General features: G+C 70.5%; 14 protein-coding genes. 5 read left to right on the top strand and 9 right to left on the bottom strand.

The features are described 5' to 3' along the window. Positions 1-51: 51 nt before the first annotated feature. The 7 genes from ACZ4EG_RS13685 to ACZ4EG_RS13655 form a co-directional block, all read right to left on the bottom strand. Entirely contained in the window at positions 52-537 is a 486-nt protein-coding gene (locus tag ACZ4EG_RS13685) for a nuclear transport factor 2 family protein (RefSeq protein WP_453554093.1), read from the bottom strand. Positions 538-601: 64 nt separating this feature from the next. Next, positions 602-2,971, bottom strand: a complete 2,370-nt coding sequence (gene fxsT / locus ACZ4EG_RS13680) for an FxSxx-COOH system tetratricopeptide repeat protein (RefSeq protein ID WP_467790762.1) — start codon at positions 2,969-2,971, stop codon at positions 602-604. Next, positions 2,971-3,351 carry a hypothetical protein gene (locus ACZ4EG_RS13675; protein ID WP_453554089.1) on the bottom strand — a complete coding sequence of 127 codons (381 nt, stop codon included), beginning with the start codon at positions 3,349-3,351 and terminating at the stop codon, positions 2,971-2,973. The genes fxsT and ACZ4EG_RS13675 overlap by 1 nt, the downstream gene beginning before the upstream one ends. A 123-nt stretch (positions 3,352-3,474) precedes the next feature. Further along, positions 3,475-4,431: an ATP-grasp ribosomal peptide maturase gene (gene tgmB / locus ACZ4EG_RS13670; RefSeq protein ID WP_453554087.1), complete on the bottom strand. Its 957-nt coding sequence runs from the start codon at positions 4,429-4,431 to the stop codon at positions 3,475-3,477. Positions 4,432-4,445: 14 nt separating this feature from the next. Further along, positions 4,446-4,637 (bottom strand): putative ATP-grasp-modified RiPP, encoded by a 192-nt coding sequence (tgmA, locus tag ACZ4EG_RS13665; protein ID WP_263206284.1) that lies wholly within the window; start codon positions 4,635-4,637, stop codon positions 4,446-4,448. A gap of 783 nt (positions 4,638-5,420) precedes the next feature. Beyond that, the gene (locus ACZ4EG_RS13660; protein WP_467790761.1) at positions 5,421-5,600 is read right to left on the bottom strand and encodes a hypothetical protein; all 180 of its coding nucleotides are present in this window, start codon (positions 5,598-5,600) and stop codon (positions 5,421-5,423) included. Positions 5,601-6,014: 414 nt separating this feature from the next. After that, on the bottom strand, positions 6,015-6,890 hold the full coding sequence (locus ACZ4EG_RS13655) for an undecaprenyl-diphosphate phosphatase (RefSeq protein ID WP_467790760.1): 876 nt from the start codon (positions 6,888-6,890) through the stop codon (positions 6,015-6,017). Positions 6,891-7,190: 300 nt separating this feature from the next. Here ACZ4EG_RS13655 and ACZ4EG_RS13650 point away from each other — a divergent pair, with 300 nt between their 5' ends. Genes ACZ4EG_RS13650 through ACZ4EG_RS13640 form a run of 3 tightly spaced genes read left to right on the top strand, consistent with a single transcriptional unit; the run spans position 7,191 to position 10,026 of the window. Next, a complete protein-coding gene (locus ACZ4EG_RS13650; protein WP_467790759.1) occupies positions 7,191-8,339 on the top strand; it encodes a Gfo/Idh/MocA family protein in 1,149 nt (382 codons plus the stop codon). Beyond that, the gene (locus ACZ4EG_RS13645; RefSeq protein WP_467790758.1) at positions 8,336-9,265 is read left to right on the top strand and encodes a DUF6807 domain-containing protein; all 930 of its coding nucleotides are present in this window, start codon (positions 8,336-8,338) and stop codon (positions 9,263-9,265) included. The genes ACZ4EG_RS13650 and ACZ4EG_RS13645 overlap by 4 nt, the downstream gene beginning before the upstream one ends. After that, a complete protein-coding gene (locus ACZ4EG_RS13640) occupies positions 9,259-10,026 on the top strand; it encodes a cupin domain-containing protein (protein WP_467790757.1) in 768 nt (255 codons plus the stop codon). The genes ACZ4EG_RS13645 and ACZ4EG_RS13640 overlap by 7 nt, the downstream gene beginning before the upstream one ends. On the opposite strand, the gene ACZ4EG_RS13635 is transcribed toward ACZ4EG_RS13640, so the two are convergent. Beyond that, positions 10,004-10,474, bottom strand: a complete 471-nt coding sequence (locus ACZ4EG_RS13635; RefSeq protein WP_467790756.1) for a winged helix-turn-helix transcriptional regulator — start codon at positions 10,472-10,474, stop codon at positions 10,004-10,006. The two genes, ACZ4EG_RS13640 and ACZ4EG_RS13635, sit on opposite strands and share 23 nt — an antisense overlap. Positions 10,475-10,592: 118 nt before the next feature. Between ACZ4EG_RS13635 and ACZ4EG_RS13630 the strand changes: the two genes are divergently transcribed. After that, positions 10,593-11,762: a thiolase family protein gene (locus ACZ4EG_RS13630; protein WP_453554073.1), complete on the top strand. Its 1,170-nt coding sequence runs from the start codon at positions 10,593-10,595 to the stop codon at positions 11,760-11,762. Between the two features lie 47 nt (positions 11,763-11,809). Here ACZ4EG_RS13630 and ACZ4EG_RS13625 read toward each other — a convergent pair whose 3' ends face one another. Then, positions 11,810-12,595, bottom strand: a complete 786-nt coding sequence (locus ACZ4EG_RS13625) for a TVP38/TMEM64 family protein (RefSeq protein WP_453554071.1) — start codon at positions 12,593-12,595, stop codon at positions 11,810-11,812. A 49-nt stretch (positions 12,596-12,644) separates the two neighbouring features. Between ACZ4EG_RS13625 and ACZ4EG_RS13620 the strand changes: the two genes are divergently transcribed. Then, positions 12,645-13,367, top strand: a complete 723-nt coding sequence (locus tag ACZ4EG_RS13620; protein ID WP_467790755.1) for a DNA alkylation repair protein — start codon at positions 12,645-12,647, stop codon at positions 13,365-13,367. Positions 13,368-13,515 lie beyond the last annotated feature (148 nt).

Genomic DNA, 13,515 nt, shown 5'->3' with positions numbered 1-13,515 from the left:
GCTCCTTCCAGTGTGGCCGCCGGGGAGCCCTCCCGGACAGAGGGCCTCGGCTCAGCCGGTCACGGGAGCCGGACGGGGGTCGGGCAGACGGCGCCACTTCTCCTGGACGACGACCTCGCGCAGCCGCCAGCCCTCGGCCGTCCGCAGCAGCCCGAAGGAGTACCGGCCGCCGCACACGAAGTCCGGCGCCGTGGAACCGCCGTCGCCGCCCGCGAAGCGCATCGGATTGACGTAGTCGGCCTGCACCCGCGCGGTGTCCCCGGCGTCCTGCTCCAGGACCCCGAACCGTATCCGGCGGTTGACGATGAGATGCTGCCGCATCGAGAACAGCCCCAGACTCTCGGCCAGCCACCCGGCGACCTGGCCGGCGTCCCCCTCGATCCCGCCGGCGGAACGGTAGTCCGCCCGTCCGTCCCTCGTGAAAAGTGTCCGGTACGCCGCCCAGTCACCGTCGTCCACGGCCACCGCGTACTCGGTGACCACGCCGTCCACGGCCAGCCGGTCCATCACGGTCGCGAGCTCCACGCGCTGCGTCATCGGCACAGTGTTGAGCACGGGACGGGCGGAGCCAAGAGGTGCGCGGGGACATCTTCCGCTCCGTCTACTGCGAGCTACGAGCCTTGTAGGCGAGCTTGAGTCGATTGCGTCGGGCGAGCGCGCTGGGGTGGTCGGGTCCGAGCACGCGCTCGGTATCGGCCAGTGTGGACTCGAACAGGGCGATCGCGCGCTTCAGTTCCCCGGCGTGCTGGTAGGCGGTCGCGAGGTTCTGGCGAATCGTGAGGGTGTCGGGGTGGTCGGGTCCGAGAACCCGCTCCGAACCGGCGAGTGCGGACTCGAAGAGGGGGATCGCGCGCTTCAGGTCGCAGGTGCGCTCGTAGGCGTTTGCGAGGTTGTTGCGGCGCATGAGGGTGTCGGGGTGGTCGGGTCCCAGAACGCGCTCGGTATCGGCGAGAGTGGACTCGAACAGTGAGATCGCGCGCTCTGGATCACCGGCGTGCTGGTAGGCCGCCGCGAGGTTGCTGCGGCAGGTGAGGGTGTCGGGGTGGTCGGGTCCGAGATCGCGCTCGGCATCGACGAGAGCGGTTTCGAACAGAGGAGTGGCGCGCTCCAGATCACCAGCGATCTTGTACGCGAGCGCGAGGTTGTTGCGGCGCAGCAGGTTGGTGGGGTGCGCGGGGCCGAAGATGCGCTCGTTGTCGGCGAGAGCAGACTCGAACAGGGGGATCGCGCGCTTCAGATCGCCGGCGTCCTGGTAGGCGCTGGCGAGGTTATTTCGGCTGGCCAGTGTGTCGGGGTGGTCAGGGCCGACGATGCGTTCGGTGTCCGCGAGATTGGACTCGAGCAGCTCGACGGCACGCTTGAAGTCCCCGGCCGCGCGGAGGGCGTTCGCGAGGCTGTTGCGACTGTTCAAAGTGGCGTGATGTGTCTTTCCCAGCAGTCGTTCGTGAATGTGGGCCGCCCGGATTCCAGCGGCTGTGCCCCGGGCCACAGCGCCCCGCCGCGAGTAGAACGTCGAGGCTTCTCTCAGGAGTCGGGCAGCGGTGAGCGATTCCGACTCCGGCGGTATGTGATCGGTGTGAGCGGACACATGAGGCAACAGTGTGTGCCATGTCGGCCAGGTCTCGGGATCGTGCGAATCTGCGGGGAGCAGGCGCTCCAAGGTGTTCGCCGCGATCTGCTGTGCGTGTGCGATGTCCTTGGCGCGGCGGTGCGGATCCTTGGGGTCGGGCGTCCGAGCGAAGGCCTGTACGAGCCGGTGCACCGTGATGATGCCGTCCTGTTGGCTGATCATGCTGTAGGCGGCCAGTTTGCCGATCGCCGTGTTCAGCGCCAGCGGATCGGCTGTCCTTTCCACGTAGGTGCGGGCGAGTTGGTGAAGCCGGACACGCAACGCACCGACGTTGTCCGCGGGCCGAGAACGTATCTTTGCGAGCCTTGGCCGAAGCGGGGACGGGTAGGCAAGGTCGTCGAGAAGGTTGCGCGGGATGCCGTCGGGGGCGTACCAGGCCAGCACCCGCAGAACCTCCCCTGCCAGAGGCAGGTCTCTGAGGCGGTCGAGTGTGATGCTCCAGATCCGGGCGATCGTGCGCTCCGCGTCCCCGCCTTCCGCGGCGGTGGCGAACATCTCGGCCGGCCTGCTGGTCAGCAGGTCCAGGTAGGCCCTGGGCGAATCCCCGGTCTCGGCGCAGTACGCGGCTGCCTGTTCCACGGCCAGCGGCAGATGGCCCACTGCCGCGCAGACCTCGGCCGCACCGTCACTGTCCCGCTCCCCGCCGTGGTTCAGGATGCGGGTGAACAGCTCAACCGCTTCCCCTTCGTCCAGGACGTCCAGGGACACCGTGGAGGACATGTGGTGCCAGCCGGTCGCGCGGCGGCTGGTGATGAGGAAGCGTCCACCGCGACCGGCCCGGTCGATGACCGGACGGACATGCTCGGGGTCGTTGACATTGTCCAGCACGATCAACCAGCCCCGATGGGCGGCAAGCCACGACAGAGCCCACTCCCGTAGCTCGTCGGCTCCGGTCTCCACGCTCCTGAACGTGGGTTGCAGGGAGACCGCGAAGTCCGCCAGCCCGGAATCCAGGGAGTCGGGCGACTCGGCCGTGATCCACCACTGCGGGGAGGTGCGTGACCGTGTCCTGGCCCAGTGGGCGGCCAGCGTGGACTTGCCGACTCCGCCCAGGCCATGGAGCGCCTGCACAACCACTTCTCCGGACGTGGCGAACGCGGCATCCAGCGCGGCCAGTTGACGCTCACGGCCGACGAAGCCGTGCGGACGCGGCACGTTGCTGCAGTCGCGCGGCGCCTTCACCTTCGACGGGCTCTTCAGCGCTCCGGCGGGCAGTACCGTGGTGTGCGCATGGATGGACGTGGCGTTCTTGATGTCACGGCCCGCCACGATCGAGCCCCGGTCGGCAGACAGGCCCGATGCCTCACGACCGGCCTTCGCACGGGGCTTGCGGCGACTCATCACGAACCCCGCCGTGCCTCGGAGTCGTCGACGTCACCGCGAGCCGCGATCGACCCCTGGTCGGCCGACGGTCCTCCGCCCGGCGGCGTGGTCCATGAACCGGACGGAGCACCACCCGAACCGGTGTCGACGGCCCTCGAACCGCGCACGCTGCCGCCCGATGCGATCGACCCTGCACGCGCAACCGGCGATGGCCCGTTCGCGGGCCTCTGCTGCAGATGGCCGATGACGGCCAGCACGAACCCGGCCACCGTGAAGAACAGACTCAACACGCTGCTCAACTGATCTGCCCGATCCAGCCCCACCAAGGCGAAGAACGCAATCAGGGCAGCCAGACCGACAGCGGCCCCCACCCAGCGCAATACCTTCCAGACCGTCATACGGGCATCATTCCGAAGCGCCCGTGCCCCCAAGCCCCTTTTCGGGCAACTGACGTGCAACAGAACAGATGCACCCAGTGCGCGGCCCGAACCGCAGGGTCCGCGCACGAGGTGCCTGACGCCTCACCAGTGGAGCTCCGGCACGCGGTCGGCCACCGTGCACTGTGACAGCCACAGGGCGACCGCCTCCGACACCGGCTGTCCCGTCTCCAGCTCGATGAAGCCGAACTGGCCGCCCTGGTTGCACTCCAGGAACCACCAGATGCCGTCCTCGTCCTCGGCGAAGTCGAAGGCGGCGTAAGCCAGTCCGCCGAGGGCGAGGTACTCGCGCACGGACCGGCCGATGCGTTCGGGTACGGGGACCGCCTCCCAGGCGTGCTCGGTGTCGCCGTAGCGCCCGTCGACCTGGTCCGGCTCGGCCGTCTTCCGTGCGGCGAACAGCCGTGTGCCGACACAGGTCAGACGGATGTCGGCGCGCTTGGGGATGTAACGCTGCAGCAGCGCGGGGCCGGCCGCGACGGCCGAGAAGTCGGCGTCGGGCCCGATCAGGGTGGTGGGCAGGGCCACGCCGGGGTCTCCGGGCGGCGGCCCCGAGGCGGACTTCACCACCACGTGCCGGTGCTCCTCCGCGAACTGCCGTGCCAGCCGCGGGGCCGTGGTGAAGACGGTCGGCGGTACGGCGAAGCCACTGAGGTGAGCCGTCTTCAACTGCCAGGGCTTCAGGCGGGCCCGGTCGGCGTTGCGCGGATGGTTCATCCACCGGGTGGAGGCGGAGAAGAGCATCCCGAACAGCGCCTGACGGGCCTCGGCGGTCAGCCACGGCGAGGGGTGCGTCGCGTGCGCCGCCGGTTCGCCGGGCCTGCGCACCCATACGGAGCGCAGGCCTCCCATGCTGAGCACATGTCCGTTCACGGACAGGTGACCGTCGAAGTCGCCGTGGGCGTAGTGGGCGGACAACACGACCTTGTCCGGCAGGTCCGCAGGGTCCAGCCGCACGAAAGGGGTCCCCTTCTCGTGCAGCTTGGCCACCACCATGTCGGCGGTCACGTCCTCCTCGGACGTAAGGATCAATACTGTCATTCGGTTACGAAGCGTCAGTCATCGAAGTGGGTCTGGGAACCGGCGGTGGACGTGGTCGTGCCGACAGCCAGCAGCAGGTCCGGGTCGCTGACGGCGGGGCGGCCGTCGGGAAGCACGTTCAACTGACGGGTCTCGTCGAAGTGGTACGGCGTCACCACGGTCGGAAACGCCTTGGGCAGGGCGTAGTTGAGGGTGAATGGTCGCACTCGGAACCTCCACGGGTGCAAAGGGGTTGTACGCAGCACTTACGCGCCCTTGCGTAAGGAACTGCCTCTTTCGGTCACATCGTGGCGAAGGTCATCACATTCACACCGCATGCTTCGCATCGTCTGCAACAACAGCATCACTGTTCTCACCTTCCCCACAAGTCACACATCGGATGGAGCATCAGATCTGTCACTGGGGCACGAACGGTGACTGGGTCGTCACTCCGGGAAGATCTTGTGGCCCCTGGCGGAAAGGGCGACGTCAGCCGTCGAACCGGTCTCATTCGACCGAGGCGTCGGCCGGCGGGGCGAGGGCGCCGCGGTGGGTGGCGCCCGCCCAGAAGTCCTTCGGTGAGCCGCTCGACCTGTTGCGCAGTGAGCCGGTTGCGGAGTGCAAGGCAGCCGGCGCCCACGGCGGCCTCGTAGAGCGAGAACTGGATGAGGAAGCCGCGGAGCGGTTCCTGCTCGGCGACGGGAGGTTCGTCGTACTCACGGAGCCAGACCGTCGGATCGGCCTGGGGGCCGTCCAGCGTCCACAACAGCGCCCAGAAGAACCCTCCCTGCCGCCGCCCGTCCGGCAGGTCGAGGGCGGGCCCGTGCCCCGTATCCGGAGCCCACCCACAAGTCTCTCCGTGACCGGCGTTGGCGCTTCGCCGAGAAGACGGACCTCGGGACCGTGGCGCTGTCAAAGGTGTAGCGCTCGGTGGCTGCCGTGGCACCGGCGAGCGCGGGTGCCTGCAAGTCGCACGCCACCGCCACCGCCCCGCTGATGCCGCCGAAGGATCAGGCCGCCTCGATGATCTCGTCGCGGATCGCCTCGGCCCACTCGACCACCAACAGCTCGTACTCCGCGCGGTCCTGGGCCGACAGGTATCCGCCCGCACGCAGCCACAGCGCCCGGATCTGCTCGTTCACCTCTGCAGCAGACCGCACGGAACCATGGGTCACGGAATCGGGGGGCATGCGGACAAGCCTAGGGGCAAGTACTGACACTGCGCTACCGGACCGCTACTCAGACCGTATGCGGTTGGTCACGGCCGCGACGGCGAAGGCATGCGCGAGCCACGGCTTTTGCGTGACCGCACGCCGCGGCGCGGTGAGGGCCGTACGGCGCCGTGGGCGCCTTCGCCCTTGCCACGCCCGGGTACGACGCGCCCAAAGTCCCGCAGCCCGCTGGTCTTTGGGGGATGGCCGAGATGAATCTGCTTCGGCTGGGGGTGTTGTTTGGATCAGGTCGGCTGTGACGAACGGTGCGGGTTGGCCGACCCCGAGCGGGGTCATGGGGGTGCCTGCTGCTCGAGCGAAGCCGAGAGCTTGGGGGAGTGCGTGCCAGGGCCCGCGACGCCGGGATGGTCCGAACGACACCCCCTAGCCCCCCTAGCCCGTGGACTCCGCCGCATCCGGGCTGAGTGCCCCCGTCGCCACCAGCGCGATGATGACGATGCCCAAAGCGATCCGGTACCAGACGAACGGCATGAAGCTCTTCGACGAGATGAACTTCATGAACCACGCGATGACCGCATAGCCGGACGCGAACGCGATCACCGTCGCGAAGAGCGTCGGCCCCCACGCCACGTGCCCGCTTCCCGCGGCGTCCTTCAGCTCGAACACCCCGGAGGCGAGCACCGCCGGAATGGCGAGCAGGAACGAATAGCGGGCCGCGGCCTCGCGCTTGTAGCCCATGAACAGGCCGCCGCTGATCGTGGCGCCGGAGCGGGAGACGCCCGGGATGAGGGCGCAGGCCTGGCAGAGGCCGAAGATCAGGCCGTCCTTGACACGGAGGTTCTCCAGGGTCTTGCGCTGCTTCGGCGCCCGGTGCCGGCCGCCCGTCTCGTCGCGCGCGGCCAGCCGGTCGGCGATGCCGATGACGACGCCGACCACGATCAGCATGGTCGCCGTGATCCGCAGATCGCGGAACGGCCCCTCGATCTGGTCCTTCAGCGTCACGCCCAGCACACCGATGGGGATGGACCCGACGATCACCAGCCAGCCCATCTGGGCGTCGTGGTCCTGGCGCATCGCCTTGTCGAACAGCGAGCGGAACCAGGCCGAGATGATCCTCCCGATGTCCTTGCGGAAGTAGATCAGCACCGCGGCCTCCGTACCGATCTGGGTGATCGCCGTGAAGGCCGCACCCGGATCCTTCCAGCCCGAGAAGGCCGCGGTCAGCCGCAGATGCGCGCTGGAGGAGACGGGGAGGAACTCGGTCAGCCCCTGGACGAGTCCGAGGACGAGCGATTCAAACCAAGACATGGAGTTAGGGCGTCCCAGCGCTGATCGGGAAAAGTCCGGTGAAGGTGATCATCATTCGAGTGGTGATCATGTGTACCGAAGGCAGCGTAGCGCCCCGCGACGACGGCCCGGACACAGGGGGTTTGGGCAGTCCTTTGCCAGCCGCTTACCGACTTGGGGTGTTGACCGTCCACTGGGCCGCCGCTTACTTTGCAGCGTGAGAAAGCGCTTGCTGCACGGCTTGCCGCACCGCGTGCCGTATCGCTTGCCACCCCGCTCGCCCTACGTGCCCGCCGTCCCGGAGGAGTGCTGATCACGTCCATGCCCCGCTCCACAGCCCCGCTCACCGGCAGGCGCATCAGGGCCGCCGTCATCGGCACCGGCGCCATAGGACGCGGTTCCCATCTGCCGGCGCTCGCCCGGCTCGCCGAGGAGGGCGAGACGGAGGTCGTGGCCGCCGTCGACATCGACGCGGGCGCGGCCGGGGCCTTCTGCGCGGAGGCCGGCATCCCGCACGCCTACACCGACCTGGACCGCATGCTCCAGGAGCAGCGGCCCGACCTGGTCACCATCTGCACGCCGCCGACGCTGCACCGCGAGCAGACCGTGGCCGCGCTGCGCGCCGGGGCCTGGGTGTGGTGCGAGAAGCCGCCGGTGCCGACGCTGGCCGACTTCGACGCGGTCGAGGCGGAGGAGGGCGCGGTCGGCGGCCCGTACGCGGCGATCGTCTTCCAGCACCGCTTCGGCTCCGGCTCCCGGCACGTACGCCGGCTGCTCGCCGAGGGGGCGCTGGGGCGGCCGCTGGTGGCGCACTGCCAGACCACCTGGTACCGGGACAGCGCGTACTACGCCGTGCCCTGGCGCGGCCGCTGGCACACCGAGGGCGGCGGCCCGGCCATGGGGCACGGCATCCATCAGATGGACCTCCTGCTCGATCTGCTCGGCCCGTGGAGCGAGGTGCGGGCCATGGCCGGACGACTGGTCCACGACGTGGAGACGGAGGACGTCTCGACCGCCCTGGTCCGCTTCGCGAGCGGCGCCCTCGCGACCGTCGTGAACAGCGTTCTGAGCCCCGACGAGGTCAGCCGTATCCGCATCGACTGCGAGCGCGCCACCGTCGAACTGACCCACCTCTACGGCCACAGCAACGGCAACTGGCGCATCACCCCGGCCCCGGACGTGCCCGGCGAGCAGGCGGCGGCCTGGCGGGACTTCGGTCCGGACGTGCCCAGCTCGCATCTGGCCCAGCTGCGCGAGCTGGTCGCGAGCATGCGCGCCGGGGAGCGGCCGCGCAGCAGCGGCCCGGACGGGCGCACCAGCCTGGAGCTGATCACCGCGCTGTACAAGTCGGCGTTCACCGACGCGACCGTACGCGCGGGGGAGATCGGACCGGGGGATCCGTACTACACCGCCCTGCACGGCGGCGCCCCCGGCTGGGCGCCGGCCGGGCGCGAGGAGGTGTCCGCGTGAGCGGCGAGCTGCGCGTCGTCCACGCACACGGCGACTGGATCACGGTGACCGAACCCGTCACCGGCGTCGAGCTGCTCGCCTATGTCTACCGGCCGGAGGCGGCCTGGGAGGCGCCGAAGCCGTACCTCCACCCGATGCGCACCCTGGCGGGCGGCGTCGTCACCGACTACCGGCCCAATGACCACCGCTGGCACAAGGGCCTGTCGCTGACCGCCTCGCATCTGTCCGACGCGAATCTGTGGGGCGGCAACTCGTATGTGCACGGGGAGGGATATCTCGAACTCCCGGAGCGGGTCGGCTCGATGAGGCATGCCGGCTTCGACGAGGTGGCCTCGGACGGCGGGCGGTTCGTCATCGCCGAGCGGCTGACCTGGCACCCGTACGACGGCACGCTGTGGGCGGACGAGGAGCGCCGGATCGAGGTGCACGACGTCGACCCCGGGGCCGGATCATGGGCACTGACCTGGACCAGCGCCGTGACCAACCGCAGGGACGAGCCGCTGCGGTTCGGCAGCCCGACCACCGCCGGGCGTGAGATGGCCGGCTACACGGGCCTGTTCTGGCGCGGTCCGCGAGCCTTCCGGGGCGGGCGGATCATCGGTCCGGACGGCGAAGGACCGGGGTTGATGGGTACCCGGTCGCCGTGGCTCGCCGTCACCGGCGAACACGACGGCACCGACGGCCACGCGACCCTCGTCTTCGCGCACGCCCCCGAGAACGACCACTCCGGCGCGGGCGGCGCCCACCCCGCCCACTGGTTCGTGCGCAACGACCCGTTCGCCGGGGTCGCACCCTCCTGGGCGTTCTTCGACGAACTGGAACTCGCCCCCGGCGACACGCTCCGGCGGCGCTACCGGGTCGTCGTCGCGGACGGCGCCTGGGAGCGGGCGGACATCGCCAAGTATCTGGACGCCCATCCGTGGTGAGCGGAGGGGAGTTCACGGGTCTGCCGGGCGGCGTCGCGGTCTCGCGCCTGTGCGTCTACGACTGGCCCGCGCCCGACGCCACCCGGGGCGGAACTCCCCATCTGCACCTGGCCTGTTCGGAGGCGTACGTCGTCACCGCGGGGCGGGGTGCCGTACAGACGCTCACCACGTCCGGGTACGAGGTGACGCCCCTGGAGCCCGGCACGCTGGCCTGGTTCACGCCGGGCACCATCCACCGGCTCGTCAACGAGGACGATCTGCGCATCACCGTCCTCATGCAGAACAGCGGGCTGCCCGAGGCGGGCGACGCGGTGCTCACGCTGCCCCCGCAGTATCTGGCCGACCCACAGAGGTACGCCGCCGCCACCACGATCCCGGCGGACGCGCCGGAAGCCGAACGGGCGCGGGCCGCCCGCGCCCGGCGCGACCTCGCGCTGCAGGGCTACCGGGCGCTGCGCGAGGCCTCCGGCCCCGAGGCGCTGGCCGCCTTCCACCGGGCCGCCGCCGCGCTCGTACGGCCCCGGCTCGCCGAGTGGCGCGAGCGCTGGCGGCGCGGCGCCGAGGCCGCGGCGGCGGCCACGGGGGAGCAGCTCGACCGCCTCGGACGGGGCGATGTCTCCCATCTGGCCGAGGCCGTCGTACGGGCCGAACGGCCTTCGTTCTACGGGAAGTTCGGGATGTGCGGGCGGCTCGACGTATATGGACTCGACGTGTATGGGCAGGGGTTCGTAGGGCCGCCTACGCCGCCGACGGTCCCGTGAGCGTCCAGCCCGGGGCCTGCGGGTGGGCCGTGAGGTCCTCGTGGCGCACGGGGTCGCCACAGGTCGAGCAGGTGACGACCGCGACGAGCTCGTTGCCGCAGATGTGCTCGATCACCATGGGGCGGTCGTTGTCCCCGCGGAGATGGCGGTCGCCCCATGCCATGAGGGTCATCAGGACCGGCTCCAGCTCCAGGCCCGCCTGTGTGGGCCGGTACTCGAAGCGCTGCGGGCGCTCGCTGTAGGCGCGCTTGGTGAGGATGCCGGCGTCGACGAGCCGGCGCAGCCGGGTGGCCAGGACGTCGCGCGGGGCCCCGATGTTGCGGACCAGCTGGTCGAAGCGGCCGTTGCCCAGGCACACCTCCCGCAGCACGAGCAGGGAGTACTTCTCGCCCACGAGCGCGAGGGCGTCGGCGATGGAGCAGGGGCGCGGGTCTTTCGTGGCGGCCATGACGCCCAGTCTAGGTGAGGGTTTGATTTTCCAACTCGGCGAGCTATGGTGAGTTTGGATTTCCTACTCACCGGTAATCGCGCCGGTTATCGCCCCGGCGGCCAAGGAGGCCCGCACCATGCGTGACGCAGTCATCGTCGAAGCCGTACGCACCCCCATAGGGAAGGGCAAGCCGAACGGCTCCCTGGCCCACGTCCACCCCGTGGAGCTCCTAGCCCACACCCTCCGCACCCTCGTCGAGCGCTCCGGCGTCGACCCGGCCCTGATCGACGACGTCATCGGCGGCACCGTCGACCAGGTCGGCGAGCAGGCCATGAACACCACCCGCTACGCCGTCCTCTCGGCGGGCTTCCCCGAATCGGTCCCGGCGACCACGGTGGACCGCCAGTGCGGCTCCTCCCAGCAGGCCGTCCACTTCGCCGCCCAGGGCGTGATCTCCGGCGCCTACGACCTCGTCGTCGCCTGTGGCGTCGAGTCGATGAGCCGCGTGCCGATGTGGTCGAACGTGCCGCCCGGCAAGGACCCCTTCGGCCCCGGAGTCGCCGAGCGCTACCCCGAGGGGCTCCTCCCGCAGGGCATCAGTGCCGAGCTGATCGCGGCCAAGTGGTCCCTCACGCGCGAGCGGATGGACGCCTTCGCCGTCTCCTCGCACCACAAGGCGGCCGCCGCCTGGGACGCGGGCCTGTTCGACGCCGAGGTCGCCCCCCTGCAGGGCGTCAGCCGCGACGAGTGCGTACGGCCCGGCAGCACCCGCGAGATCCTCGGCGGTCTCAAGCCCGCCTACCACGACCCCGCGTTCGCCGAGCGCTTCCCGCAGATCGAGTGGAACGTCACCGCGGGCAACGCCAGCCCGATCAACGACGGCGCGTCCGCCGTGCTGATCACCTCCAGCGAGACCGCGGCCCGCCTCGGCCTGCGCCCGATCGCCCGTCTGCACAGCTTCGCCGTCACCGGCTCCGACCCGCTGCTGATGCTCACCGGGGTCATCCCGGCGACCGAGAAGGTGCTCCGCAGGGCGCACCTCACCCTCGACGACATCGACCTGTTCGAGGTCAACGAGGCCTTCTCCAGCGTGGTCCTGGCCTGGCAGCAGGAGACCGGCGCCGACCTCGCCAAGGTCAACGTGCACGGCGGCGCGATCGCCATCGGCCACCCCCTGGGTGCCAGCGGTACCCGCCTGACCACGACCCTCGTCCACGCGATGCGCGAGCGCGGCGCCCGCTACGCCCTGCAGACGATGTGCGAGGCGGGCGGACTCGCCAACGCGATGATCCTGGAAGCCGCGTAACGGCATGTAACGGCGCGTCAGGGCGATTCAGGGTGCGTCAAGGCGCTTCAGGGTGCGCGCAGGTGGTGGCGCTTGCGCCAGGCCACCACCGCGCCCACCAGGGCCGGTACGGCGATGCACGCCATCGCGAGCAGGAAGGCCGGGGACGTCGGCGCCGAGGCACGGGCCCCGGCGACGGCGTACGCGGCGGTGTTCGGCACCGAGCCGAGCGCCGTCGCGAACAGGAACGGCAGCCAGCCCATGCGGGAGACGGCGGCGCAGTAGTTCGCCGCCCAGAACGGCACGCCGGGGAACAGCCGCGCCGCCATCATCGAACGGAAGCCGTGCCGGCTGAGCTGGCCGTCGGCGGCCTTCAGCCAGCGGCCGCGCAGCAGCGGACGCAGCGCGTCCTGGCCGAGCACCCGGCCCAGGCCGAAGGCGACCCCGGCGCCGAGCACCGTACCGGCCAGCGCCGTGCCGAGCCCCATCTGGGAGCCGAACAGGGCACCCGCCGCCAGGTTCAGCAGCGGCCGCGGCACGAACGCCACCGTGCACAGCCCGTACGCCGCCGCGAAGACCACCGTCGCCGCGGCGCCACCGACCTGGGGCGGCCAGCCGTGGGTGATCAGTCTCTGTGGCTCGAACAGCAGCATGGTCGAGGCGGCGGCCGCGAGCAGCGCCACGAGAAGGGACAGCCGCGACCAGGGCGAGAGCAGCACGCGCGTGCAGCGCGCGACGAAACCCGCGCGCGTGAGCGGCGGGACCGTGACGGCCGTGGGGACGGCGACGGCGAGCTCCGTGGCGGCGGCCCGGGGAGAGGCCGTGGCGGTGCCAGAGCGGTTGGCATCGAGCATCCGGTGACACTAACCGACGCATGTGTGTGATCGCCGTATGGTTCGTCTCATGACCGTCACAGGTGCCCGCCCGGCGGACGTGCCGCCCAGCGAGCTCGCCGACACCGTGCTGGAGCGGGTCACCGCCGTCTACGCCGCCGCGGCCGACCCGGAGCGGGCCGCGGCTATGCGGGCCTACATGAAGGACGTGGCCCCCTTCCTGGGCATTCCCACCCCGGCCCGCCGCGCCCTGTCCCGCACCGTCCTCGCGGGCACCCCGCGCCCCGACGAGGCCGACTGCACGGCGATCGCCCTGCGCTGCTGGGTGTTGCCACAGCGGGAGTACCACTACTTCGCCGCCGACTATCTGCGCCGCCACGCCGGGCGCTGCTCGTCGGCCTTCCTGCCGGTGGCCCGGCACCTCGTCACCACCGTCTCCTGGTGGGACACGGTCGACCTGCTCGCCGCCCATGTCGTCGGCGCGCTCGTCGCCGCCGACCCGCGGCTGGCCGCCGAGATGGACCGGTGGATCGCGGACAAGGACCTGTGGGTCGCCCGCACCGCCCTGCTCCACCAGTTGCGCTACAAGGAGCACACCGACGCCGACCGTCTGTTCTCCTACTGCCTGCTCCAGTCCGGGCACTCCGAATTCTTCATCCGCAAGGCGATCGGCTGGTGCCTGCGTGAGTACGCCAAGACCGACCCGGAGGCCGTACGGTCCTTCCTCGCCCGTGAGCGGGGGAGGTTCGCGCCGCTGACGGTCCGGGAGGCGCTGAAGAACATCGGCGGCTGAAGCGGCCCGACGGCCGGACCCGCCCCGGGAAAACCATTCGACGCGGGACAGGGCGTCGGCGATGATCGTCGCATGTTCCGGTACGCCTTCGTTCTCGCAGCATCCGCGGTCGCGGATGCTCCGAAGGCTGCCGTCCCGATCTTCCTGG

Source organism: Streptomyces sp. NPDC025638 (assembly GCF_055558775.1).
Note: the sequence above shows the minus strand (reverse complement) of the source record. Positions and strands in the feature narration are given on the sequence as shown.

Bases quoted from the DNA above. Each gene is read 5' to 3' on its own strand.
- ACZ4EG_RS13685 (WP_453554093.1), bottom strand. From the start codon at position 537: ATGACGCAGCGCGTGGAGCTCGCGACCGTGATGGACCGGCTGGCCGTG.
- fxsT (WP_467790762.1), bottom strand. From the start codon at position 2,971: ATGAGTCGCCGCAAGCCCCGTGCGAAGGCCGGTCGTGAGGCATCGGGC.
- ACZ4EG_RS13675 (WP_453554089.1), bottom strand. From the start codon at position 3,351: ATGACGGTCTGGAAGGTATTGCGCTGGGTGGGGGCCGCTGTCGGTCTG.
- tgmB (WP_453554087.1), bottom strand. From the start codon at position 4,431: ATGACAGTATTGATCCTTACGTCCGAGGAGGACGTGACCGCCGACATG.
- ACZ4EG_RS13660 (WP_467790761.1), bottom strand. From the start codon at position 5,600: ATGCCCCCCGATTCCGTGACCCATGGTTCCGTGCGGTCTGCTGCAGAG.
- ACZ4EG_RS13655 (WP_467790760.1), bottom strand. From the start codon at position 6,890: ATGTCTTGGTTTGAATCGCTCGTCCTCGGACTCGTCCAGGGGCTGACC.
- ACZ4EG_RS13650 (WP_467790759.1), top strand. From the start codon at position 7,191: ATGCCCCGCTCCACAGCCCCGCTCACCGGCAGGCGCATCAGGGCCGCC.
- ACZ4EG_RS13635 (WP_467790756.1), bottom strand. From the start codon at position 10,474: ATGGCCGCCACGAAAGACCCGCGCCCCTGCTCCATCGCCGACGCCCTC.
- ACZ4EG_RS13630 (WP_453554073.1), top strand. From the start codon at position 10,593: ATGCGTGACGCAGTCATCGTCGAAGCCGTACGCACCCCCATAGGGAAG.
- ACZ4EG_RS13625 (WP_453554071.1), bottom strand. From the start codon at position 12,595: ATGCTCGATGCCAACCGCTCTGGCACCGCCACGGCCTCTCCCCGGGCC.
- ACZ4EG_RS13620 (WP_467790755.1), top strand. From the start codon at position 12,645: ATGACCGTCACAGGTGCCCGCCCGGCGGACGTGCCGCCCAGCGAGCTC.